This is a genomic window from Intestinimonas butyriciproducens (assembly GCF_016901775.1).
GTDB lineage: Bacteria > Bacillota > Clostridia > Oscillospirales > Butyricicoccaceae > Pseudobutyricicoccus.
The window spans coordinates 38,901-61,484 of sequence record NZ_JACJKW010000017.1 but is presented as its reverse complement, the minus strand read 5'-3'; the positions used below and the strand labels follow the sequence as shown (position 1 = coordinate 61,484).

Genomic DNA, 22,584 nt, shown 5'->3' with positions numbered 1-22,584 from the left:
CAAATCAGAAAGACGAAGGCTTCTGCTTCTTGTATGAGGAAAACACGATAAAGCCACATGACCCTCAAAGGCAGCGGCTTAGTCCGTGTATTCTTTTTTGACCTGACTTCATTGTATCACAGGCTCAATCGCTTGTCCATAGAACCGGGCGAAAAGATTCAGTTTGTTCATAATCAAAGTCCTCTCAGATAATGTTCCAGACAGTCCTCCAAGGTGGTGTCTGTCTTCGAGAAGCTGATCTTCACGACGGTCTTCCCGTCCAGATAGCAATACGGGTTTCTGATCTGTCGGATAAAATCCCGCAGCCGGTCATCCTGCGCAGCCGCAGGCTCAAGCCGGATGCTGTCCCGCTGGACAAGGGTACTGCGGTCAACCGTCTTCGGGTTGACGCTTCTCATGGTTTCTACGCTCATCATATTACAAACACCTCCCTGATGATGTGAACTTGTATTCAGGACAAAAGGATATGGCGGAGCGCCGGTTAGGGACACTCCGCCACATAGTTTTCATCCTGAAAACTTGTATGCTGAATGCAGCTAATTGGTTTGTTTCGTGTTCCGGCATATTTGCAGCTCGCACCCCTGCCAGAAGAGCCTTGCGGCTCCGGGAATGCTACGGACTACCAACGGTTAATCGGTATCATGGGACTCTCACCCCTCCGAGGAACGCTCCGAGCCGCCCCCGGCAATCCGGGGACGGAAGTATCATTATACCCAACTTCTCCATCATGGCGAACAGCCGCACCACACGGCAGTTTAGCCTCTCTGTTGATCGCTCGCTTCCGTGAGGAAGGTCTTGGCGGCAGAAGGCAAGTCGCTTCGAGAAAAGAGGAAAGATCCGCAGCACTGGATATTCTGTTTTCAAGGTACTGTGAAGCCGGTCTTGATTGACCCCTTCACTTTACAACGGACATTTTTTGAGCGAATTAGCGGGTCTCTCAAAAAATTTTTTTGAATTTTTTTCTGATCGCATCCCGCGTGTCTTTGACAGTGGAAAACGAAAGGCCGTTCTGCTTGGCATACGACAGCATACTCATGTTGCCGCGCATACAATTCATGTACACATCAAGCTGCGGCTTAGTCAGGCTGCGGATAAATTCCTGTTCGAGCAAGCCGGTGATAATGTCTTCTTCCATCTTTTCCGGGGACTCCAGCCATGCGGATGCCTTTACATCATCTTCCGGCACAGCGTCCAGCGACAGCACAGTGGAAGGCTGCGCATCCTCGCTGTCTTCGCTGTCAGATGCTCCCCCGGTATCGTAGGAGCGCCGGAGCTTCTTTTCCTCATTGCGGAGTGCTTTCATGACCTCGCGGTCAACCTCCGTAGTCTCGCCGGTGGCCTTCACGCGCACCATGCACTTGCCGTCCTCGGTAGTCCAGAGGTCGTAGTCGAACTCAACGGGTGTTTTGGGGATTCTTTTCATTGTCTTGTCCTTTCCGCTGGCTCGGAGCAGCGGATGGACAAGACTAAAAAAGAGCCGCATGACGGTGAGCTGATCTTCCCATACCGATAAAACAGAGCTTAGAAAACTCTGTTCATGCGGCATTAGGAAGACTCACCAATCAGCGGCTCCACAGCACAGCTATAAAATATTGAATTTTATTTGTTATCTCCTTACCTTCTGTGAAGGCGGAGGTATAACCGTCTCATGTTGATCACATCAAATACGGTTTCCCGGCCACAGGCTTTGCACTTGGCCTGTATGTGACCACGGGAATCCTCGAATACAGCGATAGCGTTATGCCCACAATATGGGCATTTCACCATGCGCATCTTCTGGTTGACAATGGCGCATCGCGCCCTGCGGATTTTCTCCTGCATCTCCGGTGAAGGCTCTGAGACACGAATGTTTTTCTTCATGCCCACACCTCCAAAGGATCGTTGTACTCGCTGTATGGCCGTGTTTCCAAGTGGCCGAGCTGTCTCAGCCGGATGACTGCGGCTGTCTTGGAAACGCCGAACTGCTGGCAGATCATATCAAGGGCAACCTTATCCCAATAGGCATAGGTTCCATCATAGCTGACGAGTTTCCGGCCTCTGGCATAGTACGCAACGGCAAGATCAATTTCCCGCTGGGGCATCAGGATGGCCGCGCCTAAGACATTGGCTTGCCATTCATTCCAGTCCTCGCGGGTCTTTAGCTCCCGGAGCGAATAGGCTGTCCGGGCGGAGTATTTCCGCCGACAAGCTTCCCGGATTTTGTCTGTCTCCATCTGGAACAGGATTTGATGGGCGCACTCATGGGCGAGTGTAAACCGCCGTTTCCCACAGAGCTTGCGAATCTGTGAAGGCTCGATAAAGTTCCTGTCCATCAGGACTTCGTTTCGGTGCAGCGGGATTTTGCGCTGAAAGCCTCTGTCCTCCATGATGTACTCGGTATCGGTGTAAGCGGTCAGGCCGCAGATGCTTCCGTCCTCAGACAGATAAGCGAACGAAACATTCAGGCCGAGATATTCTCGGGCAAACTGGTCAATCGGCGTACCGCGAGGCAATCGCCTCCCATCCGTATCGGGTCCGAAAAAGAACTCGTTAAAATCTTTTGTGACCGCCGCAGCGATTTCTTCAATCTCTTTGTGCGATAAAATCATCTGGCTCCCTCCTTTGCTTCTACAAACCATTTTGTTCCCTCCTGAAAGAGGTACGATTCCCTCCCACGGATCATCACAGTATAACGAATACCGCCGCCTCCAACTTTTTTAGAAGCTGCACGGCATTTGTACAGGATTTGGTCAATCTGAAAGATCAGGCCGTTTTCCCAACGGATAAACCGAGGATGACATACTCCTTCTTCGTCAACATCCAAGTTGACCGAGACATACGCCTTTCGGCAATGTGTGTTCGTCATAGCCTACCTCCATGTGCTCGAAAAGTTACGCAAAACCGGGCATAACTTCCGTATTCCTGTTGACATACACACTGTTCGTGTGGTATCATAATCACGAACGGGGCGTTCGCGTTGATAACAGCATAGCATGAACAGATATTTCATGTCAATGCCTTTTGCGAAATTTCTGTTCGTGTCCATAATTGTTTTAGAAAGAGGTGCCTTATGAGTTTCAAGGATAAGCTGAAAGAGAAAAGGTTGGAAGCGAACCTTACGCAAGTGCAGCTCGCCGAAAAAGTATCTGTGACACCGAGAACCATCCAGCACTATGAGCTTGGCACTCGCAAACCGACAAAGCTCGATATTGTGGAAAAGTTGGCGAAAGCGTTGAATACCACACCAGAGTATCTGCTTGGGCAAAACGGTTTGCTGGTGGTAGCGGCTCATGAACAGGGCGGCTCCAAAGCAGCCAGAGATATTGACGAGCTTGTCAGTGAAGTGACCGGTATGTTTGCCGGTGGACGGCTCAGTGATGAAGCACTCGATGGCGCGATGAAAGCGTTGAACGATGCTTACTGGATCGCCAAAGCGAAAAACAAGAAATACACTCCGAAGAAATACCGTAAGGGGACGAGCAAACAGTAAGGTGCTTCGCTGTTTGCGATGCCTCCATCAGCGGGAGGTGAGACGATGAATGCTGAAAATCTCTCGAAGGTCGGCAGCAGACTTGTAAAACGCTGCGGGACGCGAGATCCGTTTAGCATAGCGCGGCAGCTTGGCATTGAGGTCATGTTCTGCGAGGACTTCGGCCCTCTGAAAGGGATGTACCGGGTGATCAAGCGCAGCCGATTTATTTTCATAAACGAAAACCTGAGCGGACGGATGCAGCGGATTGTCTGTGCCCATGAGCTTGGGCATGACCAGTTGCACCGCAATCTGGCAAAAGGAAGTGCAATACAGGAGTTCATGTTATATGACATGACCACGAAGCCGGAGTATGAGGCGAACATCGTTGCCGCTGAAATCCTGCTCGACACCGATGAGATTCTTGAGTACATCTATGATTACGGCTATACATCCGAGCAGATTGCACGGGCAATGGGAACAGACATCAATTTGGTTGCCTTGAAAATTGCCCACTTGGCGGAAAGCGGATATGATCTCCGGCGCATTGAACATAGGAGCGACTTCCTGAAATGAAGACCTTAGAGGGAGGCGACGAACGATTTGAACTATGACTCCTATCTTGCCCGTGCCATAGAGATTTTTAACGACAAGATGGATGCTGACTTTTCCCGCGATCATGTCATCCTTACCTGTTTTATGACCGACGATCAGGAAGAAATCTTTGAGCAGTTCTGCGCTCAGTATTTCCCTTACCGGCTAAAAGACCGGTATCAGGAGGACGGCTACTTCGACTTCCGGGCGTCTTCCTTCATCGGGATAGACAATGGCGGCAAGGACGGCATCCTGCTCCGCACGGACATACCCTACCATCCGGTTGAACTTCTGCATATCTTCCTGCATGAGCTGGCGCACATTTACTGCGTCCATCATGAACTGGATGGGAAAAGCTTTTATGACGAATACTGTGAAGGCTATGCGCATTCCAACGAGGAAGACGGCATGATCAACGCCGGATATGCCGTCTGGCGGGAGTGCATTGCAGAGATTATTGCGATTGAATGCGATGATAACTGCGACATCTTTCCGATACGGGACAAGAAGAAAATGCTCGCCCAACTCAGGGACGAGATCAACCAGCTGGACGGCAAGCTGCTTGTGAGCGAGATTCTAACAGCGGTGATGACCAGCGCTGAGGTCGAGGCATCCCAAACATGGGACGAAGCTGAGAAAGCGATCCACAGCTTAAAGCTGTTTGATACTGCGCCGGAGATGGATTTGATGAGGCTTGTCTTCAACCAGCTCCAGGACAGGTTGATTGAAATTGATATTGACTATATTTCAGAGCTGGGCTATCTGTATCTGAATATTTTATCCCTTAATTTACTGCGAAACTTCCAGATGCCTTGAAGGCAACATTCAGTATTGATATGAGACAGCAAATCGGGAGGTGTGAAGATGAGTATAACAGAAGCGCTGATCGGAGTATTTTCAGATGATCCCATCAACTGGTTAAAATGGGGAATTGTATTTGCGATTCTAATTGGCGGTTATATTATTGCCATTCCGCTTTATGGGAAAGTCTCATCCCGTCTGAGCTGGGAGCGCAAGCGGGATATTGCGCGAAGCAGGGATCATGTGATTAAGGCAGCTCTTGTTAAAAAGCATCCAAAAGGCGAAGTTGGAAAGTACGATTGGAGCGCTACCTACCATTACGAATTACAGGGTGAAGAGCGAGAATATCACGCCTACTTCAAAGAACCAACCAGACCACCTGTTTATCTGTATCTGTACTATTTGGATAATCCCCGCAAGCTGTTTTCGGTGGAGGAATACCATTATGAGAACCACAAAGCAATCCTGCTTCTGCCTGTCATTTTTCTTCCGTGGATTTTGGCGTTAGCTGCGATGTTCCTTTTGAACATCCCGTTGCCAACAAGGTGAGTCGGAACCAATAGAATTTGCATGGAGAAATATAAAATGGAAAATACCGTATTTGAACGCAATTATGAGATTGTAGAAAAAGATGACCGCGCAACGGCTGTATTTGAGCGAGCCTTTGCCCCTGGCGGATTTATGGAAGAGTTTACAAAGAAAATGGACGCAATCCCGAAGGTGGTTGTACCTAAGGATAAGGAAAATTACGACTATCTGCTCAACCGGTGCGATGACTATGCAAAGCGGCATCACGGAAGGATTCGCGGCGTTGTGGACTATGAGCACTGGGACGCGCACATCGACCTCTATTTGAGAATGCTGGAATTTGACGATGCAGAGGATATGTCCTTCGTAAAAGACATCGGTGAAAAAGCGCACTACCTTTGCATCACGCCGGAAAAAGGCGGCGGGTACCGTGTCCATATCATGATCAACTATTTTGAAGAGCTGATGTCCGAAGAATACCGCTCCTACCTCAAATATGAGACGCTTATGGAGGATGAAGAACTGGCCTCCATGTTTGACATACCGGAGTTGTCCCCGGAGGAAGAGGCAGTTGTCCAGTTGATCAATGAAATCCTTGACCGATTTGATAGCGAAACCCAAGTGGACAGAACAACGGCCTTCAAGGCTGCAATCCGTTATTTGATGCAGCAGGATGAAGAAGAAGCGATGAAACTTGAGAAAATCGCTGCAACGCTGACGGTACTTCTGGAAAATGTACTGGAAGAAGAAAAGAATGTGGAGGAACAAGAGTCATGAAATATATTCTCTATCGCTCTTTTGGCGATCTTGATAAGGATATTAAAAAGCATGAGCTGGTGGCTGTTGAAACCGGAAAGAACATTGATGATGTGGCCGATGCCCTGATTAAAGCGGCAGCGGATGACCTTGCCGGTATGCCGGAGTATGAGCACTGCGAAACAGCGGCCTACGCACCTGAGCCGGTCAAAGACTTTCGGAAGGTGCGGCGCTATCAGTATGAGATGATGGGGATCGTCTATCCGCCGAATGCCGATAAGAACATCCTAATTGACTATGGCATTGTAGAGACGGAAGAATGAATAGTTCTCATCCATCAAATTGATGAGGATGAAGCAGAACAGAACCGCAAAAAGGGAGACAAGATATGTACGAGTTAATACAGCTAACAGAACATGATTATTACATTGACTGCCCTGCGAAGATTGGCTTGATCAGGGTTTCCGATGACGAAGTTGTTCTGATTGACAGTGGGAGTGATAAGGATGCAGGAAAAAAGGTTTATCGCATTCTTGACTCTAATAAGTGGAAGTTAAGAGCTATATTTAACACTCATTCTCATGCCGATCACATCGGCGGAAATCACTTTTTGCAAGAAAAGACCGGGTGCAATATATATGCAAAAGGGATGGAATGCGCCTACGCGAACACCCCGCTTTTGGAACCGATTGGCCTTTATGGCGGGCTTCCGTTCAAAGAGCTAAAGCACAAGTTTTTGATGGCACAAGAAAGCCAGGTACTTCCATTAACCAGTGAAAGTTTACCAGCGGGTATCAATATGTTTGACTTACCTGGGCACTGCTTTGAAATGGTTGGATTCAAAACAAGTGATGGAACCGCTTATATTGCAGACAGCGTATCATCCGCAGAAACGCTTGAAAAATACGGCATTGGCTACCTATGGAATCCAGATGTTGCGCTGAAAACATTATCCTCTCTTCAAGCATTGCGCGCAGAGCGCTTTGTACCGTCACACGCGCCCGTGATGGAAAATATTCAAGGGATAATTGAACTCAACATAAAGGCAATCTCCGAAGTGAAGAGAAAAATCCTTGAGATATGCAGTGCCCCAATTACATTCGAGATGCTATTAAAGCAGATTTTTGAAGTTTATCATCTTCAAATGACGGCACAACAATACGCACTCATCGGCAGCACGCTTCGTTCGTATCTTTCAAGTATGTATGAAGAGAAAAGCCTTGTCTTCTGCTTTGACGATAATCAGATGCTTTGGCAAGCAAATTCTCATTCATCGAAGGATTAAAGGGTAAAGGTGTAGTGGCTATGAAATGTCCTAAATGCGGAAAAGATATGAAGTCAGGTTATCTGCAAACTGAAAGGATTGTCGCATTTAATAAAAGGAAACATAAGATTTCAATGAACCCGGAATGCGAAGATGATGTCATGATTGCCAGAAAAGCATTTATGGGGACCGACTTTTCAGGTTTTATCTGCAAAGAATGTGGCTTGATTCTATTTGATTATAGAAACGGCACATCTCGTATTTGATTTCTCTTTTTCGAGATATTGAGACAGATGAAAAATGAAATGCGAAGAACAGAAAGGCGGGTGGTAATGTGCCTCTTCAAATTGTACGAAACGACATCACAAAAATGAAGGTAGATGCTATCGTCAATGCAGCGAACAGCTCCCTTCTGGGAGGCGGCGGTGTTGACGGCTGCATCCACCGGGCTGCAGGGCCGGAGCTGCTTGCCGAGTGTAAGACGCTGGGAGGCTGCGAAACCGGCAGCGCGAAAATCACAAAGGGATATAGACTGCCCTGTAAGTATGTGATCCATGCCGTCGGACCGCGCTGGCGGGACGGCAACCACGGAGAACGGAAAAACTTGTCTCCTGTTACCGAACTTCATTGGCACTGGCAAAGGAGCACGGCTGCGAGACGGTTGCCTTTCCGCTGATCTCGTCGGGCATCTACGGCTATCCGAAAGACCAGGCATTGAAGGTTGCCATTGACACGATCAGCGACTTTCTTCTGGAAAATGACATGACCGTCTACATTGTCATCTTCGACCGCAAGGCATATCAGATCAGCGAGAAGCTATTCTCCGACATTGCCGCATACATAGACGATACCTATGTGGACGCGCATACGGATAGCCGCGCTTCACAGCTTCGCCGGATGCAGATGCTTTCGGATGAACCGGAGGAAGCAATATTCGGCGCTCCAATGGCGGCAAGCACGAAAAGCCTTGACGATGCTCTTTCGCAGATCGACGAGAGCTTTTCTGAAATGCTCCTTCGTAAGATTGACGAGAAAGGCATGACTGACGCGCAGTGCTACAAGAAAGCGAACATCGACCGGAAGCTCTTTTCAAAGATCCGCAGCGACCGGCTGTATAAGCCGTCAAAGCCCACGGCGCTCGCCTTTGCGATTGCCTTAGAGCTTCCGTTGGATGAAACGAAAGAAATGCTCATGAAGGCGGGCTTTGCCCTCTCGCACTCCAACAAGTTTGACATCATCATTGAGTATTTCATCGAGCACGGGAACTACAATGTTTTCGAGATCAACGAGGCTCTGTTTGCCTTTGACCAGAGTTTGCTTGGAGAGTGAGAGAACGCCCCGGGATTTGTGGAGGAAAATCAATGTCTAAATATGACTTTTCAAAAATTAAATCAGCATTAGAGAAAAAAGGATATATCGTATCTGTTTTCGATTGTAAAGAACTTGCAGCAGAGTATATGAACAAGGAAATTGACGGGAAGACGGTCGGCATCGGCGGTTCTGTCACTGCTCATCAAATGAACCTGTTTGAAATGCTGTCAAAGCATAATACCGTTTATTGGCACGATGAAAAACCTGCGGAAATGTCTGTGATGGAAACACGAACGGCAGCTTCTCGTGCAGAAATTTATATCAGCTCTGTCAACGGCATATCCGAAACCGGTGAAATCGTAAATATAGATAATACAGGCAACAGAGTTGCGGCTATATCCTACGGCCCTTCTAAAGTTTATTTGCTCGTAGGAGTAAATAAAATCACAAAGGATCTGGAATCGGCTATCTATCGTGCTCGTAATGTGGCCGCTCCCCTGAATGCCAAGCGATTAAACAGAAAAACACCTTGTACCATAAAAGCTGATAAATGTTATAACTGCAACAGTCCCGAACGCATTTGCAGGAATCTTTCTGTGTTATGGAACAAACCAACCGGAGCGGAATATGAGATCGTCCTTATAAATGGGGCTTTGGGATATTGAGGTTTAGCAACAGAACGAAAGGAGGCAGCCGGAGCATGACGGAACGCACATACATCGCAATCGACCTGAAAAGCTTTTATGCTTCGGTTGAGTGCCGTGAGCGCGGCTTAGACCCGTTGGACACAAACCTCGTCGTTGCGGATGAGAGCCGGACGGACAAGACCATCTGCCTTGCAGTCACGCCCTCTCTCAAGAGCTACGGCATTTCCGGGCGCGGGAGGCTCTTTGAAGTCAAGCAGCGCGTCAAGGAGGCAAACGCAGGGCGGCAGCATGACGCGCCGGGGCGAAAGCTGGAAGGTTCGTCGTACCTCTTCTCTGAGCTGCAAGAGAACCCGTCCCTCGCTATTGACTTCATCATTGCGCCGCCGCGCATGGCATACTACATGGAGTACAGCACCCGTATCTATCAGGTTTACATGAAGTATGTCGCACCTGAGGACATCATCGTCTACTCTATCGACGAAGTGTTCATGGATGTCACCGACTACCTCGCCACCTACAAGCTGTCTCCCCATGACCTTGCCATGAAGATCATTCTCGATGTCCTCTCGACAACCGGTATTACAGCAACTGCGGGAATTGGCACAAACCTCTACCTCTGCAAAGTGGCGATGGATATTGTCGCCAAGCACATTCCGGCAGATAAGAACGGAGTCCGCATTGCCGAGCTGGATGAGATGAGCTATCGCAAGACGCTTTGGTCACACCAGCCGCTCACCGACTTCTGGCGGGTAGGCAAAGGATATACCAAGAAGCTTGAAGAGAACGGGATGTTCACGATGGGCGATGTCGCCCGCCGCTCCGTCACGGATGAGGACTTGCTTTACAAGCTTTTCGGAAAGAACGCGGAACTGCTAATCGACCATGCTTGGGGCTGGGAGCCTTGCACGGTTGAAGCTGTCAAGGCTTATAAGCCGGAAAGTAACAGCTTGGGATCGGGACAGGTGCTACACCAGCCTTATGAGGCAAACAAGGCGCGGCTCGTCCTTCGGGAGATGGCGGATAGCCTTTCAATGGATTTAGTGAGCAAGGGCTTTGTCACCGACCAGCTCGTTGTCACGATAGGCTATGACATTGAGAACTTGACAGACCCGGAGCGCCGGAGAAAGTATCACGGCGAAGTCGTGAAGGACCACTACGATCGGCAGATACCGAAACACGCCCACGGCACAATCAATCTGGAACGCTACACCTCTTCCACGAAGCAGATCATGGATGCTGCCGGGGAATTGTTTGACCGGATCGCAGACAAGAGCTTGCTTATCCGGCGGCTGAACATCACAGCGACCCATGTGATCGACGAAGCCTCCGCCCCTTCTTCCAAGGGCGATTATGAGCAGCTTGACCTTTTCACCGATTATGCTGCGCTCGACGCGAAGCGCAAGCAGGAAGACGAAGAGCTGGCACGGGAAAAGAAAGTTCAGCAAGCCATGCTCACCATCAAAAAGAAGTTTGGGAAGAATGCCATTCTCAAGGGGATGAATCTTTCGGAGGGAGCGACGGCAAAGGACCGGAACGCGCAGATTGGAGGTCACAAGGCATGAGCGATGATTACAAAGACATCATCAATCTCCCTCACCATGTCTCATCAAAAAGACCACAGATGCCGATGCTGGACAGGGCTGCGCAGTTCTCTCCGTTCGCTGCCCTCACCGGGTACGATGATGCAATTCATGAAACCGGGCGGCTGACGGATAAAAAGATTGACCTCAGTGAAGAGGAAAAAGAGGCGCTGGACAGGAAGCAGCAGATCCTCATGGAAAGGCTTGGCGACCATCCCGCCCTGACCGTCACCTACTTTGTCCCGGATGCAAAAAAGTCCGGCGGAGCGTATTTGACAAAGATCGGAAACCTCAAAAGGATAGACGAGTATGAGCGCTGGATGATGCTCACAGACGGGACAAAAATCCCTCTGGATGATGTTGCTGACATCGAGAGCGAACTGTTCCGCGATATGTTTTGAATGTCGCTTTCCATGCGACCAGACCGAAGACGATTTCTCCTATACTGTGACTGTAAGCAAAAGCAGTCACAGTTTTTCTATATGGGAGGATTCATCATGAAAAAGAACTTAACCGAGATCGTCTTTATCCTTGACCGCAGCGGCTCTATGAGCGGACTGGAAGCCGACACCATCGGCGGCTTCAACTCCATGATCGAGAAGCAAAGGAAGGTAGACGGCGAAGCGCTTGTCTCCACAGTCCTCTTCGACAACATGAGCGAGGTGATCCATGACCGCGTGGACATCCGAGACATCAAGCCTATGACCGACAGGGACTATACCGTCCGGGGCTGCACGGCTCTTCTGGATGCCATCGGCGGTGCGATCCATCACATCGGCAATGTCCATAAGTACGCCCGACCGGAGGATGTCCCGGAGCATACGCTGTTTATCATCACCACGGACGGGATGGAGAATGCGAGCCGGTTTTACAGCAGCGACCGGGTGAAGCAGATGATCGAGCGGCAGAAGGCAAAGTACGGCTGGGAGTTCCTGTTCTTCGGCGCAAACATTGACGCGGTGGAAACAGCGCGGCACTTTGGGATCGGAGCTGACCGGGCTGTCAATTACCACTCTGACAGCGCTGGGACGCAGCTCAACTTTGAAGTGCAGAGTGAAGCAATCTCTGCGGTCCGACAGAGCGCCCCGCTCGGCGCAGATTGGAAGCGTCGGATTGACGAGGACTACGAGAAACGCGGTAAAGGGAAAAAGAAATAAGCTGCACAAGCATGAGAGAAGGCGCTTTCGAGCGCCTTTTTTCTCGTCCATACCGCTAATTTCCTTATAAAATGTCCGTTGTAAAGTGAAGGGGATTTTTACGGGGAGATACACCGGGAGTACGATTTTGAGAGAATAGCAAGCACAGCCGGTGTCCGTACACACGGCGATTTTCGAGTAAAGGAACCCCGCCCTTACTCTTCAAATGCTTGTTGGGATGTCTCCCAAACCCTCTATCTTTACGAAAGGACAAATTGCCTATGGCAAATAGAACGAGGCCAATACGCATTGAGTTCTGCGTGTCGGAAAATGAGCATCGGATCATCAAATCAAAGATGGCGCAGCTCGGAACAAAGAACATGGGCGCATATCTCAGGAAGATAGCGATTGACGGCTACATCATCAAGGTGGACTACACCCAGCAGAAGAAGCTTGCCGCCGCTGTCAGCCGTGCAGCGTCAAATATCAACCAGATTTGCCGCCGTATCAATTCAAAGGGAAACCTTTATGAGGATGATGTCACCGAGCTGAAAGAGAGGCAAAAGGAAATATGGCAGTTACTAAAATCAAGCCAATCCGAGGAACTGTAAACAAGGCGCTTGCCTACATCCTCGACCCGGCGAAGACTGACGATCAGCTCTATGTTTCCTCTTTCGGCTGTGCTGCCAGCGACGCGGCGGCAAATGAATTTGAGTGGACGCGAAACCTCGCCGCCCAGCAAGGAATGCAGATGCCGAAGGTGATTGCCCGACACCTGATTCAATCATTCGACATCGGAGAAGTCACGCCGGAGATGGCTCATGAAATTGGCAAGCAGTTTGCCGACGAATGGCTGAAAGGCAAGTATGAGTATGTGATTGCCACCCACATCGACAAGGGGCATTGCCATAATCACATCATCTTCAACGCTGTCAATTTTGTAGACTATCATGCCTACCGAAGCAACCGGCGAACCTACCGGGAAATGCGCCAACTCAGCGATGAAATCTGCAAGGAGCATGGGCTTTCCGTGATCCCGCCCTCGCAGAGCAAGGGCATGGACTACAAGGAATACACGGAGGCCAAACGCGGCACGAGCTGGAAGCAAAAACTCAAGCAGACCATCGACCGCTGCATCATCACAGCGAAGGATTACGATGAGTTTTTGAAGCTCATGCAGGAAGCCGGATATGAAATCAAGACCGGAAAATACATCTCCTTCCGTGCTGAGGGACAGGAGCGTTTTACCCGTGCAAAGACCATCGGAGACAACTACACCGAGGACCGGATCAAAGAGCGCATTCAGGGGCGCGGGAACCGCAAGCGCCAGATGCAGACCTCTCGCTGGGGGATCTCCCTCATCAGCGACATTCAGGAACGCATCCAACTCATCGGCAGCAAGGGTTATGAGCACAAAGCAAAGCTCACCATTCTCAAGGAGGCTGCGCGTACCCTCAACTATCTGACCGAGAACAACCTTCTGCAATATGCTGACCTTGAAAAGAAAGCCGAGGACATTCACAGCTCCTATGCCCGAACCGGTGATGAGTTGAAAAGCGTTGAAGCCAGACTGCGCGAAGTCCAGCCGCTTATCAAAAACATCTCGAACTACCAGCGTCTCAAACCAATTTATGATGCCTATATGAAGGCGGCAGACAAACCGGCGTTCAGAGCCAAACATGAAGCCGAACTTGTCATCTATGAGGCAGCAAAGAGCACCCTTCTCGCCATACAGGGCGACGGAAAATTGCCGAGCTTGAAATCTCTGCAAGCCGAACAACAACGGCTCGTGGACGAGCAGCAGCGCCTTTATGACGAACGCGCCAAGTTGAAAAAAGAAGCTCGCCTGATTGACACGATGAAGGCGAATGTGGATGATTTCCTCAGTCCCTCGATGGCAAAGGAACAGGAGAAATCCCGCAGCGGAGAACTCGAATAAGCAAAAGAAAAAGGCTCACCGAAACCTACTGCAAGATTTCGGTGAGCCTTCGTTATTTCAGGGCTTAACTTGTTTTGAATGCTTGATCATCGCGTCGATGACATCATAAATCTGAGAGCGATCCTCCGCAGGAAGTTTATCAAGCTTTTGAGCCAGAAGCGAATCTTTTACCAAATACCCATTGTCAAGGACATCCGCAAGGATCATATCCGCTGAAACGCCGAGAGCGTTGATTATGGAAATCAAGGACTCAAGAGAAGGCGTTTTTTCGCCGCGCTCTATTGCGCCCACATAGTTAATACTCAGGTCGGCTTTTTCCGCAAGGTCCTCTTGACGAAGCTTCCTCATCAGGCGGTATTTGCGGATATTTTTGCCGACGGACTCAAGCCTCATCACAGCACCTCCTATCAGCGTGTAATATACACTAATAGTATAGGTGACACGGCTATCACTATACACATTCTATGTGGAAGTTGCCAACGCTAATAGCGTTGATTTGTTCATGGAGTTGTGCTATCCTTTTATTTTGAAGAGGTGTATCTTGAGATGGGAAAAGAAGCGACAGCGACCTTCATTGGTCACAAGGAATGCTACGGTGTCCAAGCAGAGGATGTCCGTCGAGAAGTTGAAAAGCTTATCGCCTCCGGGGTTACTGACTTCTTAAATGGCGGCATGGGCGGGTTTGATTGGATGTGCGCAAGGGTTGTCTTTGACCTGAAAAAGAGCTATCCGCAGATAAGGAACTACCTTGTCATCCCCTACCTCACTTTCAACATTGCCGAGCCAAAATACTTCGATGACATTATCTATCCAGAAGGCTTTGAGAAGTATCATTTTAAGGCTGCGATCCCAGCAAGGAACCGGTATCTCGTTGATAACGCTGCATACGCTTTGTGCTATGTGACTCACGGCTGGGGAGGCGCTGCGCAAACACTCGAACGCGCTCAGAAAAATGGGCTGACAATAATCAATTTAGGAGAGAGGAACGATGGGAGAGATAATCTATGAGAAACACTTTCACAAAGAAACAATAGAGGAACTCAAGAAAGAACCGACCTCGTAGAAGCCTTCGGAGAAGATGCAAAGCAAGCACCTTCGTTCAACGAAATCATGAAAAAGATTTATAGCAATGTAACTTACCTTGCCTTGCCGGAACGCGAGAAAATGGCGCAAACTTTCATCGAAACAGCCATAGAAATCTCAAATGACTATGAGCTGGATATTGAGATTGAGGAACATCTGAGTCACATTTCTGCCACCTACTATTTTGATTGCGGCGCGTGCATGGGCTTCCTTAGAAGAATTATTGAGATGTCGGATGACATCTCCTTCTTTGACCACATTAAAGGTTTTGATATGGTCATGTCCCTCGACTTTTACACAAAGGCTGTATTCAAAAGGGACCGGCTTATTCAGCCCCAATGGTCTGACCTGAGCCGCTGAAAGGCGCTCAGGTTTCATTTGCCCCCTAATGCTTCGAGAGCTTGCAACTTTTTTGTAAATACTCGAAGAAATGCGTTGTAGACACCAAGCGTTTCTGCTACAATGTAAATTGTGTTTTTGTACCCGTCACAAACCGCAATATAAGGAGCGTTTGTATGAGAATAAGCTACAAGAAATTATGGGTGCTGCTCATCCAAAAAGATATATCCAAGGCGACGCTGCGCAAGGATGTAGGGCTATCCACAGGCACTATGAGCAAACTCAATAAGGGAGAGGAAGTCGCGCTGACAGTTTTAATGCGTCTATGCGACTACCTTGATTGCGACATCGGAGATATTTGCGAAGTGCTGCGCGACGAATAAGATGTTCCCTACGGTAAAAACAGTTAGATAAAATTCGGGGGTCGTTGGGCATCCAAACGATCCTCAAGTAATGGAGATGAAGATATGGCATATCAAAGCGAAGCAGAGCTTGAACTGCAATTCATAGATCAACTGAATAAGCAGGGATATAGCACCGTTTCTGTTCCCGACTATGATGCGTTGGTCGAAAACTTCAAGGTGCAATTCGAGGCGTTCAATGCAGATAAGCTCGATAAGCCGCTCACAGATAAGGAATGGGAACGCATTCTTAATCTGATGCTTGGCAAATCTGTTTTCCAAAGTGCAAAAATCCTCAGAGACAAATTTGTCTTAGAGCGAGAAGACGGGACGAAGGTGTATCTTTCGTTTTTTGACAGCGACCACACCAAGAATATTTTTCAGGTAACGCACCAGACGACAGTTGTCGGAAAGTATGTCAATCGCTACGATGTGACGCTCCTTGTCAACGGACTTCCCTTGATTCAGGTGGAATTAAAGCGAAGGGGCATCGACATCCGAGAAGCGGTCAATCAGGTGATGCGCTACAAAAAGCATTCCTACAACGGTCTGTACCATTTCATCCAAATCTTCGTTGTTTCCAACGGTGTAGACACGAAGTATTTTGCAAACTCGGATCGGGAGATGCTGCACAGCCTCGCATTCTTCTGGACAGACTTCGACAATGTGCGGCTTACCAATTTGAAGGATTTCTCGATTGCCTTCCTCGCCCGTGACCATATCATCAAGATGCTGACGCGGTATATGATCCTGAATGATACGGATAAACTGCTTATGGTCATGCGCCCCTATCAGGTATATGCGGTCGAAGCTCTTGTCCGGCAAGCGACATTGACCAACCGCAATGCCTATGTTTGGCATACAACCGGCGCGGGAAAAACGCTGACTTCCTTCAAGACGGCGCAGATCCTCGCAGCCAATCCAAATATCAAAAAGGTAATCTTTCTCGTTGACCGCAAGGATTTGGACTCTCAGACCACGGAAGAGTTTAATAAGTTTGAAAATGGCTCGGTAGATGCCACTGACCGCACCGATGTCCTTGTGAAGCAGATGCAGGATAAAAACCGGCAGCTTATTGTAACCACCATGCAAAAAATGGCGAATGCTGTCAAGCGCCCTCAGTATGCAAAGATCATGGATGCGTACAAAGATGAGAAGGTTGTTTTTATCATCGACGAGTGCCACAGAAGTCAGTTTGGCGATATGCACAAGGACATTGTGAGACACTTCCAGAAAGCTCAATTCTTTGGCTTTACAGGAACACCCCGCTTTGAAGTCAACGGAAAAGTAGAAGGAAAAATCACGCAAACCACGGAGATGCTGTTTGGGGAGTGCGTCCATAACTACCTGATCAAAGACGCTATCTTTGACAACAATGTCCTTGGCTTTCATGTGGAATACATAAAGACGATGGAAGGCGATTTTGACTGGGACGATCCCACGCTGGCAGATGCCATTGATGTCAATGAGCTTTATCTGTCCGAAGAGCGTATGTCGCTCATTGCCAATCATATAGTCCAAAATCATAAAGCAAAGACACGGAACAGGCAATACACCGCAATCTTCGCCGTTTCGTCGATTGAGGCGCTGATCAAGTATTATGACATCTTCAAGAGCATAAAGCACGACTTGAACATCTCCGGTATCTTCTCTTATGGGCAAAACGAGGATGCAGAAGGCAAGGATGAGCACAGCCGCGATGCTTTGGAGAGGATCATCAAAGATTATAACGAGATGTATAGCACCAACTTCTCGACCGATACCTTCGCAGCCTATCACAAGGATATTTCTGACCGTGTGAAGGGCAAGAAGACAAAGCCATTGGACATCCTGCTTGTGGTCAATATGTTCCTCACCGGTTTTGACAGCAAAACGCTTTCCGTCCTCTATGTGGACAAGGACTTGAAGTATCACGACCTGTTGCAAGCCTATTCCCGCACGAACCGCGTGGAGAAAGAGACAAAACCCTTCGGCATTGTCATCTGCTACCGCAACCTCAAAAAGCAGACGGATGACGCGCTTACTTTGTTCTCAAAAACGCAAGATACTTCCGGCATTATTGTCCCGGACTATGACTTCTTTGTCGAGAAGTTCAATGAGATGGTCATAAAGCTCAAAGAGATCGCCGCCACTCCCGCAGCCGTGGACACCATGCAGAGCGAGGATGATCAAAAACTCTTCGTTGTCACCTTCCGCGAGCTGACCAAGTATCTGCAATCGCTGCATACCTTTATCGAGTTCAGCTTTGACCAGGATGCACTCACGATGTCTGAGCAGGAGTATCAGGATTATAAGAGCAAATATCTGATGCTCTACTCGAAGCAAAAAACAGACCGTGAGGTTGTCTCTGTTCTGAACGATGTGGACTTCTGCATTGAACTTATGGAGAGCGACCGAATCAATGTCGCCTACATCATGAATCTCATCCGCAACATCCACTTTGATGACGCGAAGCAGAAGGACTATGACATCAAGCACATCAAAGATGAACTTGGAAGGACAGACAACCCGCAGCTGCTCAAAAAGGTTGAGATCCTGCAATCGTTCTTGGACACGGTTGTTGCGGGGCTTAACAGCGCGGATGAAATTGACGCTGCCTACAACGACTTCGAGAACGCGGAAAAACAAAAAGAGATTGAAGCCTTTGCCCATCAGGAGGACATCGACTCTAAGGTGCTCACCGACTTCATCTCAGAATACGAGTTCTCCGGTACGATGGATGCCGGAAACATCCGCGACCGGCTCACAAAGCCGATGCCGCTTTTGAAGAAGCGTTCTTTGGTCAACCGTATCGTGGACTTTATCAGAAAACACGCCGAGAAATACCAATAAGGAGAATAAGAAATGGACAACTCTATTCAGGCTCATCAGAAAGAGCTTTGCAACAAGCTCTGGGCAATGGCAAACGCCCTTCGCGGCAATATGGAAGCCTATGAGTTCAAGAATTACATCTTGGGCATGATCTTCTACTACTACCTTTCGGACAAAACCGAAAAGTACATGGTCAACCTTTTGAAAGATGACGGGATCAGCTATGAAGAGGCATGGGCTGATCCTGAGTACAAAGAAGCTGTCGTAGAGGAAGCTCTGCGTGACCTCGGCTATGTGATTGAGCCGCAATTCCTCTTCCGCAAGATGGTCAAGATGGTCGAGAACCGTTCCTTTGACATCGAGTTTTTGCAGAAGGCTATCAACTCCCTGATGGAGTCCACCATAGGTAACGACTCTCAGGAAGACTTCGATGGCTTATTTTCCGATATGCAGCTTGATTCTACAAAGCTCGGGCATACTGTAAAGGATCGCAGCTCTGTAATGGCGAAGATTATCTCTTCCCTTGACGAAATCAACTTCGGCGTGGAAGACACCAAAATTGATGTGCTGGGCAATGCCTACGAGTACCTGATCGGTCAGTTTGCTGCAACTGCCGGAAAGAAAGCCGGTGAGTTCTATACCCCTTCGGGTCCTGCCGAGCTGCTTTGCCGCCTTGCTTGCCTCGGGTTGACGGATGTGAAAGATGCTGCCGACCCGACCTGTGGCTCCGGCTCGCTGCTGCTGCGTCTTAAAAACTACGCGAATGTCAGAAACTACTATGGGCAAGAGTTGACCTCAACTACATACAATCTCGCCCGAATGAACATGATTCTGCGAGGCATTCCGTACCGCAACTTCAATATCTACAACGGCGATACTTTGGAGCATGACTATTTTGGCGACAAGAAGTTCCGCGTTCAGGTTGCTAATCCGCCATACTCTGCGAATTGGTCTGCTGATATGAAGTTCATGGAAGATCCCCGCTTCAACGAATATGGCAAGCTTGCCCCGAAAAGCAAGGCGGACTTTGCCTTTGTGCAACACATGGTCTACCACATGGATGAAGACGGACGAGCCGTTGTCCTGCTTCCTCATGGTGTTCTCTTCCGTGGTGCTGCCGAAGAGGTGATCCGCAAGCACCTCATCCAAAAGCTGAATGTGCTGGATGCAGTCATTGGCCTTCCGGCAAACCTCTTCTTTGGCACAGGTATTCCTGTCTGTGTCCTTGTCCTCAAGAGGGAGCGTAACGGTAATGCGGATAACATCCTGTTTATCGACGCTTCCAAAGACTTTGAGGCTGGAAAGAATCAGAACATCCTCCGGCAAAGCGACATCGACAAGATTGTAGACGCATACCAGCGCCGCGAGAACATTGACAAGTATGCTCATGTGGCGACTATGCAGGAGATTGAAGAGAACGGCTTTAACCTCAACATTCCCCGCTATGTTGATACCTTTGAGCCGGAAGAAGAAATTGATCTGAACGAAGTGGCTGCGGAAATTCGCAAGCTCCAAAGTGAAATCAAGGACATCGACGCGGAATTGAAGCCGTATTTTGATGAGCTGGGGCTGGATTTCCCGTTTGATGTGGAGGGCAAATAATTATGGCAAATGTATCCTCAAGTAACGGTCTCGAAAAGCGTCCAAAGCTGCGCTTCCCGGGCTTTGATGAGCCGTGGAACGAATCAAAGTTATCAGCGTGTTTTGCAAAGAATATAAAGAAAAATACGGATGGGCGTATTTCCAATGTGATTTGTAACTCCGCAAAGATGGGGCTTATCCCCCAGCGCGATTACTTCGATAAAGACATTGCAAACAGCGATAATACCAGCGGGTATTACATAATTGAACATAATGACTTTGTTTACAATCCGAGAAAGTCATCCGATGCTCCATACGGACCTATAAGCCGATATGCTTATCCTGATGCTGGGATTGTTTCGCCGCTCTATCTCTGTTTTCGAGCCAAAGGAGATGTAGACACGAACTTTTTTGAGTGGTATTTCCGTTCGTCTGCATGGCATCGCTATATTTATATGACCGGCGACAGTGGCGCACGGCATGACAGAGTAAGTATAAAGGATGACGATTTCTTTTCCATGCCAATTCGTTTTCCATCTTCAATAGAGCAAAAGAAAATCGCCTCTTTTCTAAACGCTATTGAGCGACGAATCTCATCTCAGCAACTTCTTGTGGATAACCTCAAGAAGTATAAAAGAGGATTACAAAACCGATTTTTCTTTAAGCGTTCACATTTGTCCCCAAAAGCCTCTGAAATTGATTCGCATGATGTGGAGCCATTGGGAAGCGTAGTCCATATCAACCCCAAGACCGGATCGCTTCCAGAGGCGTTCATATATATTGACTTAGAGTGCGTAGAGTCGGGTGTTTTGAACAGTAAAAAACTTATATCTCGTAACTCTGCACCAAGTCGAGCACAAAGGCTTTTGGAGGAAGGCGATTTACTCTATCAAATGGTCCGACCTTACCAAAAAAACAATTACTATTTCCAAAAGGGTTTTGAATATCCAACAGTTGCATCTACCGGGTATGCACAAATCCGATGCTCAGAGATGGACACTCAATTCATATACGAGCAACTTTCGTCAGACTATTTTGCCCGTGAAGCAATGCTTCGCAGTACAGGTACAGGGTATCCAGCTATCAATGCAGATGATCTTGCGGAAATTCCCATTTGGGTTCCGCCACTTAATCAGCAGGAGAAAATTGGTGCGGCGTTATCCTTTCTCGGGGAAAAGATAGAAGTACATCAAAAGCTACTTTCCGCCTTATGCAGTGTTAAATCCTCCTTGCTGCAACAGCTCTTTATATGAAGAGGTGTTGCAATAGCGATGCTTTTAATCTGTTCAAGCTAAGGAGTGTTGAGTCCGCAAAAGTAATCTTTTGATCCAGCCCCTCAAGAAGAGAGACTACTTTACGCTGAACAGAGAAATCAGGGATAAAAAACTCAGCTTTTTCAATATTAGACCACTCTGCTCTCGGCATCTTTGTACCTGAGCTGATGTTGGCTACTCGAAGAAAATGCTCAGTTTGAACAAGGTAGAATAAGAACTTCGGCAAAACAACATCTGACGGAATAAGCGCCCATATCTCCGATGAGCAAGCCATCGTCTTTTTAGCAAAAGCATATTTACGAAGATAAGGGCGCAATTTGCCAAAAAGTGTGTCACCGGGCATTGCTATATTTTTTATGCTGCTTTGCGCTGTTGATGGAACTGTGGCAAGGATTTTCCCCGTTTCCTGTTCGATGTTCTCCAACTCCACACAAGGATATTCGATGCCAGAAGAGGGATCATATTTCTCGCTTCTTCTTTGGGCAATCTCCGAGAAATAATAACTCTTTGTTGTACATCCCTGAGTTATCTTTTCACCGAACAGATTTGAAAGCAATCCTCTTTTATACTTCTTGAGGGCATCGACAAAGGAACGCTGAAGCTCAACTCGTTCGTTCAAGCATTCTAACAGAGAAGCGATTTTATCCTGTTCCTCTTTACAAGGAAGATCAAACTTTGCAGATTTTAACGCTTCGAACGAAAGAACAACTTGACTTGTTCCGACCGCAAGCACTGACAGTTTTTTTCGTGCTCGGGCTGACGAGTTGAGATATTCTGTCATAAAAGTGCTGTTCGCATTTTTGAATCGAAAGACCGGATAGAATTTACTTACAATAGCCTTGTCGCTGATTTTGTTAATGTTGAAGGTAAACCTTCCGTCATCGCTTCTATTTCTATATGTGCAAAAGCCAAGAGGTATAATGTTATAGCCGTCTGTATCGTGCCTTTGTTGAGAGCCAAAATGATCTATTTGTCTTTGAAGTCCTTCACGAGAAGATGTAAGGACTTCAAAGTCATGTTCTCCATGAACTTTCTCTGAATATGGCTCAATAATTGTACCAAGGGTAGTGCGATGCCAACTTGGAAACTCT

General features: G+C 48.1%; 27 protein-coding genes and 1 pseudogene. 21 read left to right on the top strand and 7 right to left on the bottom strand.

All coding sequences use genetic code 11. From position 1 onward, the window contains the following. Nucleotides 1-173: 173 nt before the first annotated feature. The 5 genes from H6A25_RS09905 to H6A25_RS09885 form a co-directional block, all read right to left on the bottom strand. Nucleotides 174-416 carry a DUF6870 family protein gene (locus H6A25_RS09905; RefSeq protein ID WP_044986832.1) on the bottom strand — a complete coding sequence of 81 codons (243 nt, stop codon included), beginning with the start codon at nucleotides 414-416 and terminating at the stop codon, nucleotides 174-176. A 521-nt stretch (nucleotides 417-937) separates the two neighbouring features. Continuing rightward, nucleotides 938-1,546: a hypothetical protein gene (locus H6A25_RS09900; protein WP_243423322.1), complete on the bottom strand. Its 609-nt coding sequence runs from the start codon at nucleotides 1,544-1,546 to the stop codon at nucleotides 938-940. Between the two features lie 68 nt (nucleotides 1,547-1,614). Further along, complete coding sequence (locus H6A25_RS09895; RefSeq protein WP_044986830.1) at nucleotides 1,615-1,860, bottom strand: hypothetical protein; 246 nt, start codon at nucleotides 1,858-1,860, stop codon at nucleotides 1,615-1,617. Beyond that, nucleotides 1,857-2,588: an ImmA/IrrE family metallo-endopeptidase gene (locus tag H6A25_RS09890; RefSeq protein ID WP_204751959.1), complete on the bottom strand. Its 732-nt coding sequence runs from the start codon at nucleotides 2,586-2,588 to the stop codon at nucleotides 1,857-1,859. Before H6A25_RS09890 ends, H6A25_RS09895 begins: the two co-directional genes overlap by 4 nt. Continuing rightward, nucleotides 2,585-2,845, bottom strand: a complete 261-nt coding sequence (locus H6A25_RS09885; RefSeq protein ID WP_004611994.1) for a hypothetical protein — start codon at nucleotides 2,843-2,845, stop codon at nucleotides 2,585-2,587. The genes H6A25_RS09890 and H6A25_RS09885 overlap by 4 nt, the downstream gene beginning before the upstream one ends. A 204-nt stretch (nucleotides 2,846-3,049) precedes the next feature. Between H6A25_RS09885 and H6A25_RS09880 the strand changes: the two genes are divergently transcribed. The 15 genes and pseudogenes from H6A25_RS09880 (at nucleotide 3,050) to H6A25_RS09810 (ending at nucleotide 14,004) form a co-directional block, all read left to right on the top strand. Beyond that, on the top strand, nucleotides 3,050-3,469 hold the full coding sequence (locus H6A25_RS09880) for a helix-turn-helix transcriptional regulator (protein ID WP_087383877.1): 420 nt from the start codon (nucleotides 3,050-3,052) through the stop codon (nucleotides 3,467-3,469). A gap of 45 nt (nucleotides 3,470-3,514) precedes the next feature. Then, entirely contained in the window at nucleotides 3,515-4,024 is a 510-nt protein-coding gene (locus H6A25_RS09875) for an ImmA/IrrE family metallo-endopeptidase (RefSeq protein WP_204751958.1), read from the top strand. Between the two features lie 27 nt (nucleotides 4,025-4,051). Continuing rightward, entirely contained in the window at nucleotides 4,052-4,858 is an 807-nt protein-coding gene (locus H6A25_RS09870) for a hypothetical protein (RefSeq protein ID WP_243423321.1), read from the top strand. A gap of 48 nt (nucleotides 4,859-4,906) precedes the next feature. Next, entirely contained in the window at nucleotides 4,907-5,392 is a 486-nt protein-coding gene (locus H6A25_RS09865; RefSeq protein WP_204751957.1) for a hypothetical protein, read from the top strand. 36 nt (nucleotides 5,393-5,428) lie between these two features. After that, nucleotides 5,429-6,148: a hypothetical protein gene (locus H6A25_RS09860; protein ID WP_204751956.1), complete on the top strand. Its 720-nt coding sequence runs from the start codon at nucleotides 5,429-5,431 to the stop codon at nucleotides 6,146-6,148. Next, complete coding sequence (locus H6A25_RS09855) at nucleotides 6,145-6,450, top strand: carboxylate--amine ligase (RefSeq protein WP_204751955.1); 306 nt, start codon at nucleotides 6,145-6,147, stop codon at nucleotides 6,448-6,450. The genes H6A25_RS09860 and H6A25_RS09855 overlap by 4 nt, the downstream gene beginning before the upstream one ends. 65 nt (nucleotides 6,451-6,515) lie before the next feature. Continuing rightward, nucleotides 6,516-7,412 (top strand): MBL fold metallo-hydrolase, encoded by an 897-nt coding sequence (locus H6A25_RS09850; RefSeq protein ID WP_204751954.1) that lies wholly within the window; start codon nucleotides 6,516-6,518, stop codon nucleotides 7,410-7,412. A 20-nt stretch (nucleotides 7,413-7,432) separates the two neighbouring features. Next, a complete protein-coding gene (locus tag H6A25_RS09845) occupies nucleotides 7,433-7,657 on the top strand; it encodes a PF20097 family protein (protein WP_204751953.1) in 225 nt (74 codons plus the stop codon). A gap of 68 nt (nucleotides 7,658-7,725) precedes the next feature. After that, nucleotides 7,726-8,720 (top strand): annotated as a pseudogene (locus tag H6A25_RS09840) (O-acetyl-ADP-ribose deacetylase). Nucleotides 8,721-8,752: 32 nt separating this feature from the next. Next, nucleotides 8,753-9,367 (top strand): lactate utilization protein, encoded by a 615-nt coding sequence (locus H6A25_RS09835; protein ID WP_204751952.1) that lies wholly within the window; start codon nucleotides 8,753-8,755, stop codon nucleotides 9,365-9,367. 35 nt (nucleotides 9,368-9,402) lie between these two features. Then, nucleotides 9,403-10,911: a DNA methylase gene (locus H6A25_RS09830; protein WP_204751951.1), complete on the top strand. Its 1,509-nt coding sequence runs from the start codon at nucleotides 9,403-9,405 to the stop codon at nucleotides 10,909-10,911. Next, nucleotides 10,908-11,330, top strand: coding sequence for a hypothetical protein (locus H6A25_RS09825; protein WP_204751950.1), 423 nt, complete (start codon nucleotides 10,908-10,910; stop codon nucleotides 11,328-11,330). Before H6A25_RS09830 ends, H6A25_RS09825 begins: the two co-directional genes overlap by 4 nt. A 96-nt stretch (nucleotides 11,331-11,426) precedes the next feature. Further along, nucleotides 11,427-12,086, top strand: coding sequence for a vWA domain-containing protein (locus H6A25_RS09820; protein ID WP_204751949.1), 660 nt, complete (start codon nucleotides 11,427-11,429; stop codon nucleotides 12,084-12,086). A 260-nt stretch (nucleotides 12,087-12,346) separates the two neighbouring features. Then, nucleotides 12,347-12,676, top strand: coding sequence for a plasmid mobilization protein (locus H6A25_RS09815; RefSeq protein WP_204751948.1), 330 nt, complete (start codon nucleotides 12,347-12,349; stop codon nucleotides 12,674-12,676). Beyond that, the gene (locus H6A25_RS09810; RefSeq protein ID WP_087383913.1) at nucleotides 12,637-14,004 is read left to right on the top strand and encodes a relaxase/mobilization nuclease domain-containing protein; all 1,368 of its coding nucleotides are present in this window, start codon (nucleotides 12,637-12,639) and stop codon (nucleotides 14,002-14,004) included. Before H6A25_RS09815 ends, H6A25_RS09810 begins: the two co-directional genes overlap by 40 nt. Nucleotides 14,005-14,061: 57 nt before the next feature. Here the strand turns inward: H6A25_RS09810 and H6A25_RS09805 are convergent, their stop codons facing one another. Beyond that, nucleotides 14,062-14,397 (bottom strand): helix-turn-helix domain-containing protein, encoded by a 336-nt coding sequence (locus H6A25_RS09805; protein WP_087383916.1) that lies wholly within the window; start codon nucleotides 14,395-14,397, stop codon nucleotides 14,062-14,064. A 153-nt stretch (nucleotides 14,398-14,550) separates the two neighbouring features. On the opposite strand from H6A25_RS09805, the gene H6A25_RS09800 reads away from it, so the two are divergent. The 6 genes from H6A25_RS09800 (at nucleotide 14,551) to H6A25_RS09775 (ending at nucleotide 21,472) form a co-directional block, all read left to right on the top strand. Beyond that, nucleotides 14,551-15,012: an SLOG family protein gene (locus H6A25_RS09800; RefSeq protein ID WP_087383920.1), complete on the top strand. Its 462-nt coding sequence runs from the start codon at nucleotides 14,551-14,553 to the stop codon at nucleotides 15,010-15,012. 102 nt (nucleotides 15,013-15,114) lie between these two features. Then, nucleotides 15,115-15,447 (top strand): hypothetical protein, encoded by a 333-nt coding sequence (locus tag H6A25_RS09795; protein ID WP_087383922.1) that lies wholly within the window; start codon nucleotides 15,115-15,117, stop codon nucleotides 15,445-15,447. Nucleotides 15,448-15,602: 155 nt separating this feature from the next. After that, nucleotides 15,603-15,809 carry a helix-turn-helix domain-containing protein gene (locus H6A25_RS09790; protein ID WP_087383925.1) on the top strand — a complete coding sequence of 69 codons (207 nt, stop codon included), beginning with the start codon at nucleotides 15,603-15,605 and terminating at the stop codon, nucleotides 15,807-15,809. An 84-nt stretch (nucleotides 15,810-15,893) separates the two neighbouring features. Beyond that, nucleotides 15,894-18,659 (top strand): type I restriction endonuclease subunit R, encoded by a 2,766-nt coding sequence (locus H6A25_RS09785; RefSeq protein WP_087383928.1) that lies wholly within the window; start codon nucleotides 15,894-15,896, stop codon nucleotides 18,657-18,659. Nucleotides 18,660-18,671: 12 nt separating this feature from the next. Then, nucleotides 18,672-20,240 carry a type I restriction-modification system subunit M gene (locus H6A25_RS09780; RefSeq protein WP_087383931.1) on the top strand — a complete coding sequence of 523 codons (1,569 nt, stop codon included), beginning with the start codon at nucleotides 18,672-18,674 and terminating at the stop codon, nucleotides 20,238-20,240. 2 nt (nucleotides 20,241-20,242) lie between these two features. Beyond that, nucleotides 20,243-21,472, top strand: a complete 1,230-nt coding sequence (locus tag H6A25_RS09775) for a restriction endonuclease subunit S (RefSeq protein WP_204751947.1) — start codon at nucleotides 20,243-20,245, stop codon at nucleotides 21,470-21,472. Here H6A25_RS09775 and H6A25_RS13095 read toward each other — a convergent pair. Beyond that, nucleotides 21,465-22,412, bottom strand: coding sequence for a restriction endonuclease subunit S (locus tag H6A25_RS13095; protein ID WP_345941606.1), 948 nt, complete (start codon nucleotides 22,410-22,412; stop codon nucleotides 21,465-21,467). The two genes, H6A25_RS09775 and H6A25_RS13095, sit on opposite strands and share 8 nt — an antisense overlap. Between the last annotated feature and the right edge of the window lie 172 nt (nucleotides 22,413-22,584).

Excerpts from the sequence above, each read along its gene's own strand:
- H6A25_RS09895 (WP_044986830.1), bottom strand. The coding sequence starts at position 1,860 with ATGAAGAAAAACATTCGTGTCTCAGAGCCTTCACCGGAGATGCAGGAG.
- H6A25_RS09835 (WP_204751952.1), top strand. The coding sequence starts at position 8,753 with ATGTCTAAATATGACTTTTCAAAAATTAAATCAGCATTAGAGAAAAAA.
- H6A25_RS09885 (WP_004611994.1), bottom strand. The coding sequence starts at position 2,845 with ATGACGAACACACATTGCCGAAAGGCGTATGTCTCGGTCAACTTGGAT.
- H6A25_RS09845 (WP_204751953.1), top strand. The coding sequence starts at position 7,433 with ATGAAATGTCCTAAATGCGGAAAAGATATGAAGTCAGGTTATCTGCAA.
- H6A25_RS09820 (WP_204751949.1), top strand. The coding sequence starts at position 11,427 with ATGAAAAAGAACTTAACCGAGATCGTCTTTATCCTTGACCGCAGCGGC.
- H6A25_RS09880 (WP_087383877.1), top strand. The coding sequence starts at position 3,050 with ATGAGTTTCAAGGATAAGCTGAAAGAGAAAAGGTTGGAAGCGAACCTT.
- H6A25_RS09810 (WP_087383913.1), top strand. The coding sequence starts at position 12,637 with ATGGCAGTTACTAAAATCAAGCCAATCCGAGGAACTGTAAACAAGGCG.
- H6A25_RS09795 (WP_087383922.1), top strand. The coding sequence starts at position 15,115 with ATGAAAAAGATTTATAGCAATGTAACTTACCTTGCCTTGCCGGAACGC.
- H6A25_RS09790 (WP_087383925.1), top strand. The coding sequence starts at position 15,603 with ATGAGAATAAGCTACAAGAAATTATGGGTGCTGCTCATCCAAAAAGAT.
- H6A25_RS09825 (WP_204751950.1), top strand. The coding sequence starts at position 10,908 with ATGAGCGATGATTACAAAGACATCATCAATCTCCCTCACCATGTCTCA.
- H6A25_RS09875 (WP_204751958.1), top strand. The coding sequence starts at position 3,515 with ATGAATGCTGAAAATCTCTCGAAGGTCGGCAGCAGACTTGTAAAACGC.
- H6A25_RS09815 (WP_204751948.1), top strand. The coding sequence starts at position 12,347 with ATGGCAAATAGAACGAGGCCAATACGCATTGAGTTCTGCGTGTCGGAA.
- H6A25_RS09905 (WP_044986832.1), bottom strand. The coding sequence starts at position 416 with ATGATGAGCGTAGAAACCATGAGAAGCGTCAACCCGAAGACGGTTGAC.
- H6A25_RS09775 (WP_204751947.1), top strand. The coding sequence starts at position 20,243 with ATGGCAAATGTATCCTCAAGTAACGGTCTCGAAAAGCGTCCAAAGCTG.
- H6A25_RS09860 (WP_204751956.1), top strand. The coding sequence starts at position 5,429 with ATGGAAAATACCGTATTTGAACGCAATTATGAGATTGTAGAAAAAGAT.
- H6A25_RS09855 (WP_204751955.1), top strand. The coding sequence starts at position 6,145 with ATGAAATATATTCTCTATCGCTCTTTTGGCGATCTTGATAAGGATATT.
- H6A25_RS09805 (WP_087383916.1), bottom strand. The coding sequence starts at position 14,397 with ATGAGGCTTGAGTCCGTCGGCAAAAATATCCGCAAATACCGCCTGATG.
- H6A25_RS09800 (WP_087383920.1), top strand. The coding sequence starts at position 14,551 with ATGGGAAAAGAAGCGACAGCGACCTTCATTGGTCACAAGGAATGCTAC.
- H6A25_RS09850 (WP_204751954.1), top strand. The coding sequence starts at position 6,516 with ATGTACGAGTTAATACAGCTAACAGAACATGATTATTACATTGACTGC.
- H6A25_RS09865 (WP_204751957.1), top strand. The coding sequence starts at position 4,907 with ATGAGTATAACAGAAGCGCTGATCGGAGTATTTTCAGATGATCCCATC.
- H6A25_RS09785 (WP_087383928.1), top strand. The coding sequence starts at position 15,894 with ATGGCATATCAAAGCGAAGCAGAGCTTGAACTGCAATTCATAGATCAA.
- H6A25_RS09780 (WP_087383931.1), top strand. The coding sequence starts at position 18,672 with ATGGACAACTCTATTCAGGCTCATCAGAAAGAGCTTTGCAACAAGCTC.
- H6A25_RS09900 (WP_243423322.1), bottom strand. The coding sequence starts at position 1,546 with ATGCCGCATGAACAGAGTTTTCTAAGCTCTGTTTTATCGGTATGGGAA.
- H6A25_RS09830 (WP_204751951.1), top strand. The coding sequence starts at position 9,403 with ATGACGGAACGCACATACATCGCAATCGACCTGAAAAGCTTTTATGCT.
- H6A25_RS09890 (WP_204751959.1), bottom strand. The coding sequence starts at position 2,588 with ATGATTTTATCGCACAAAGAGATTGAAGAAATCGCTGCGGCGGTCACA.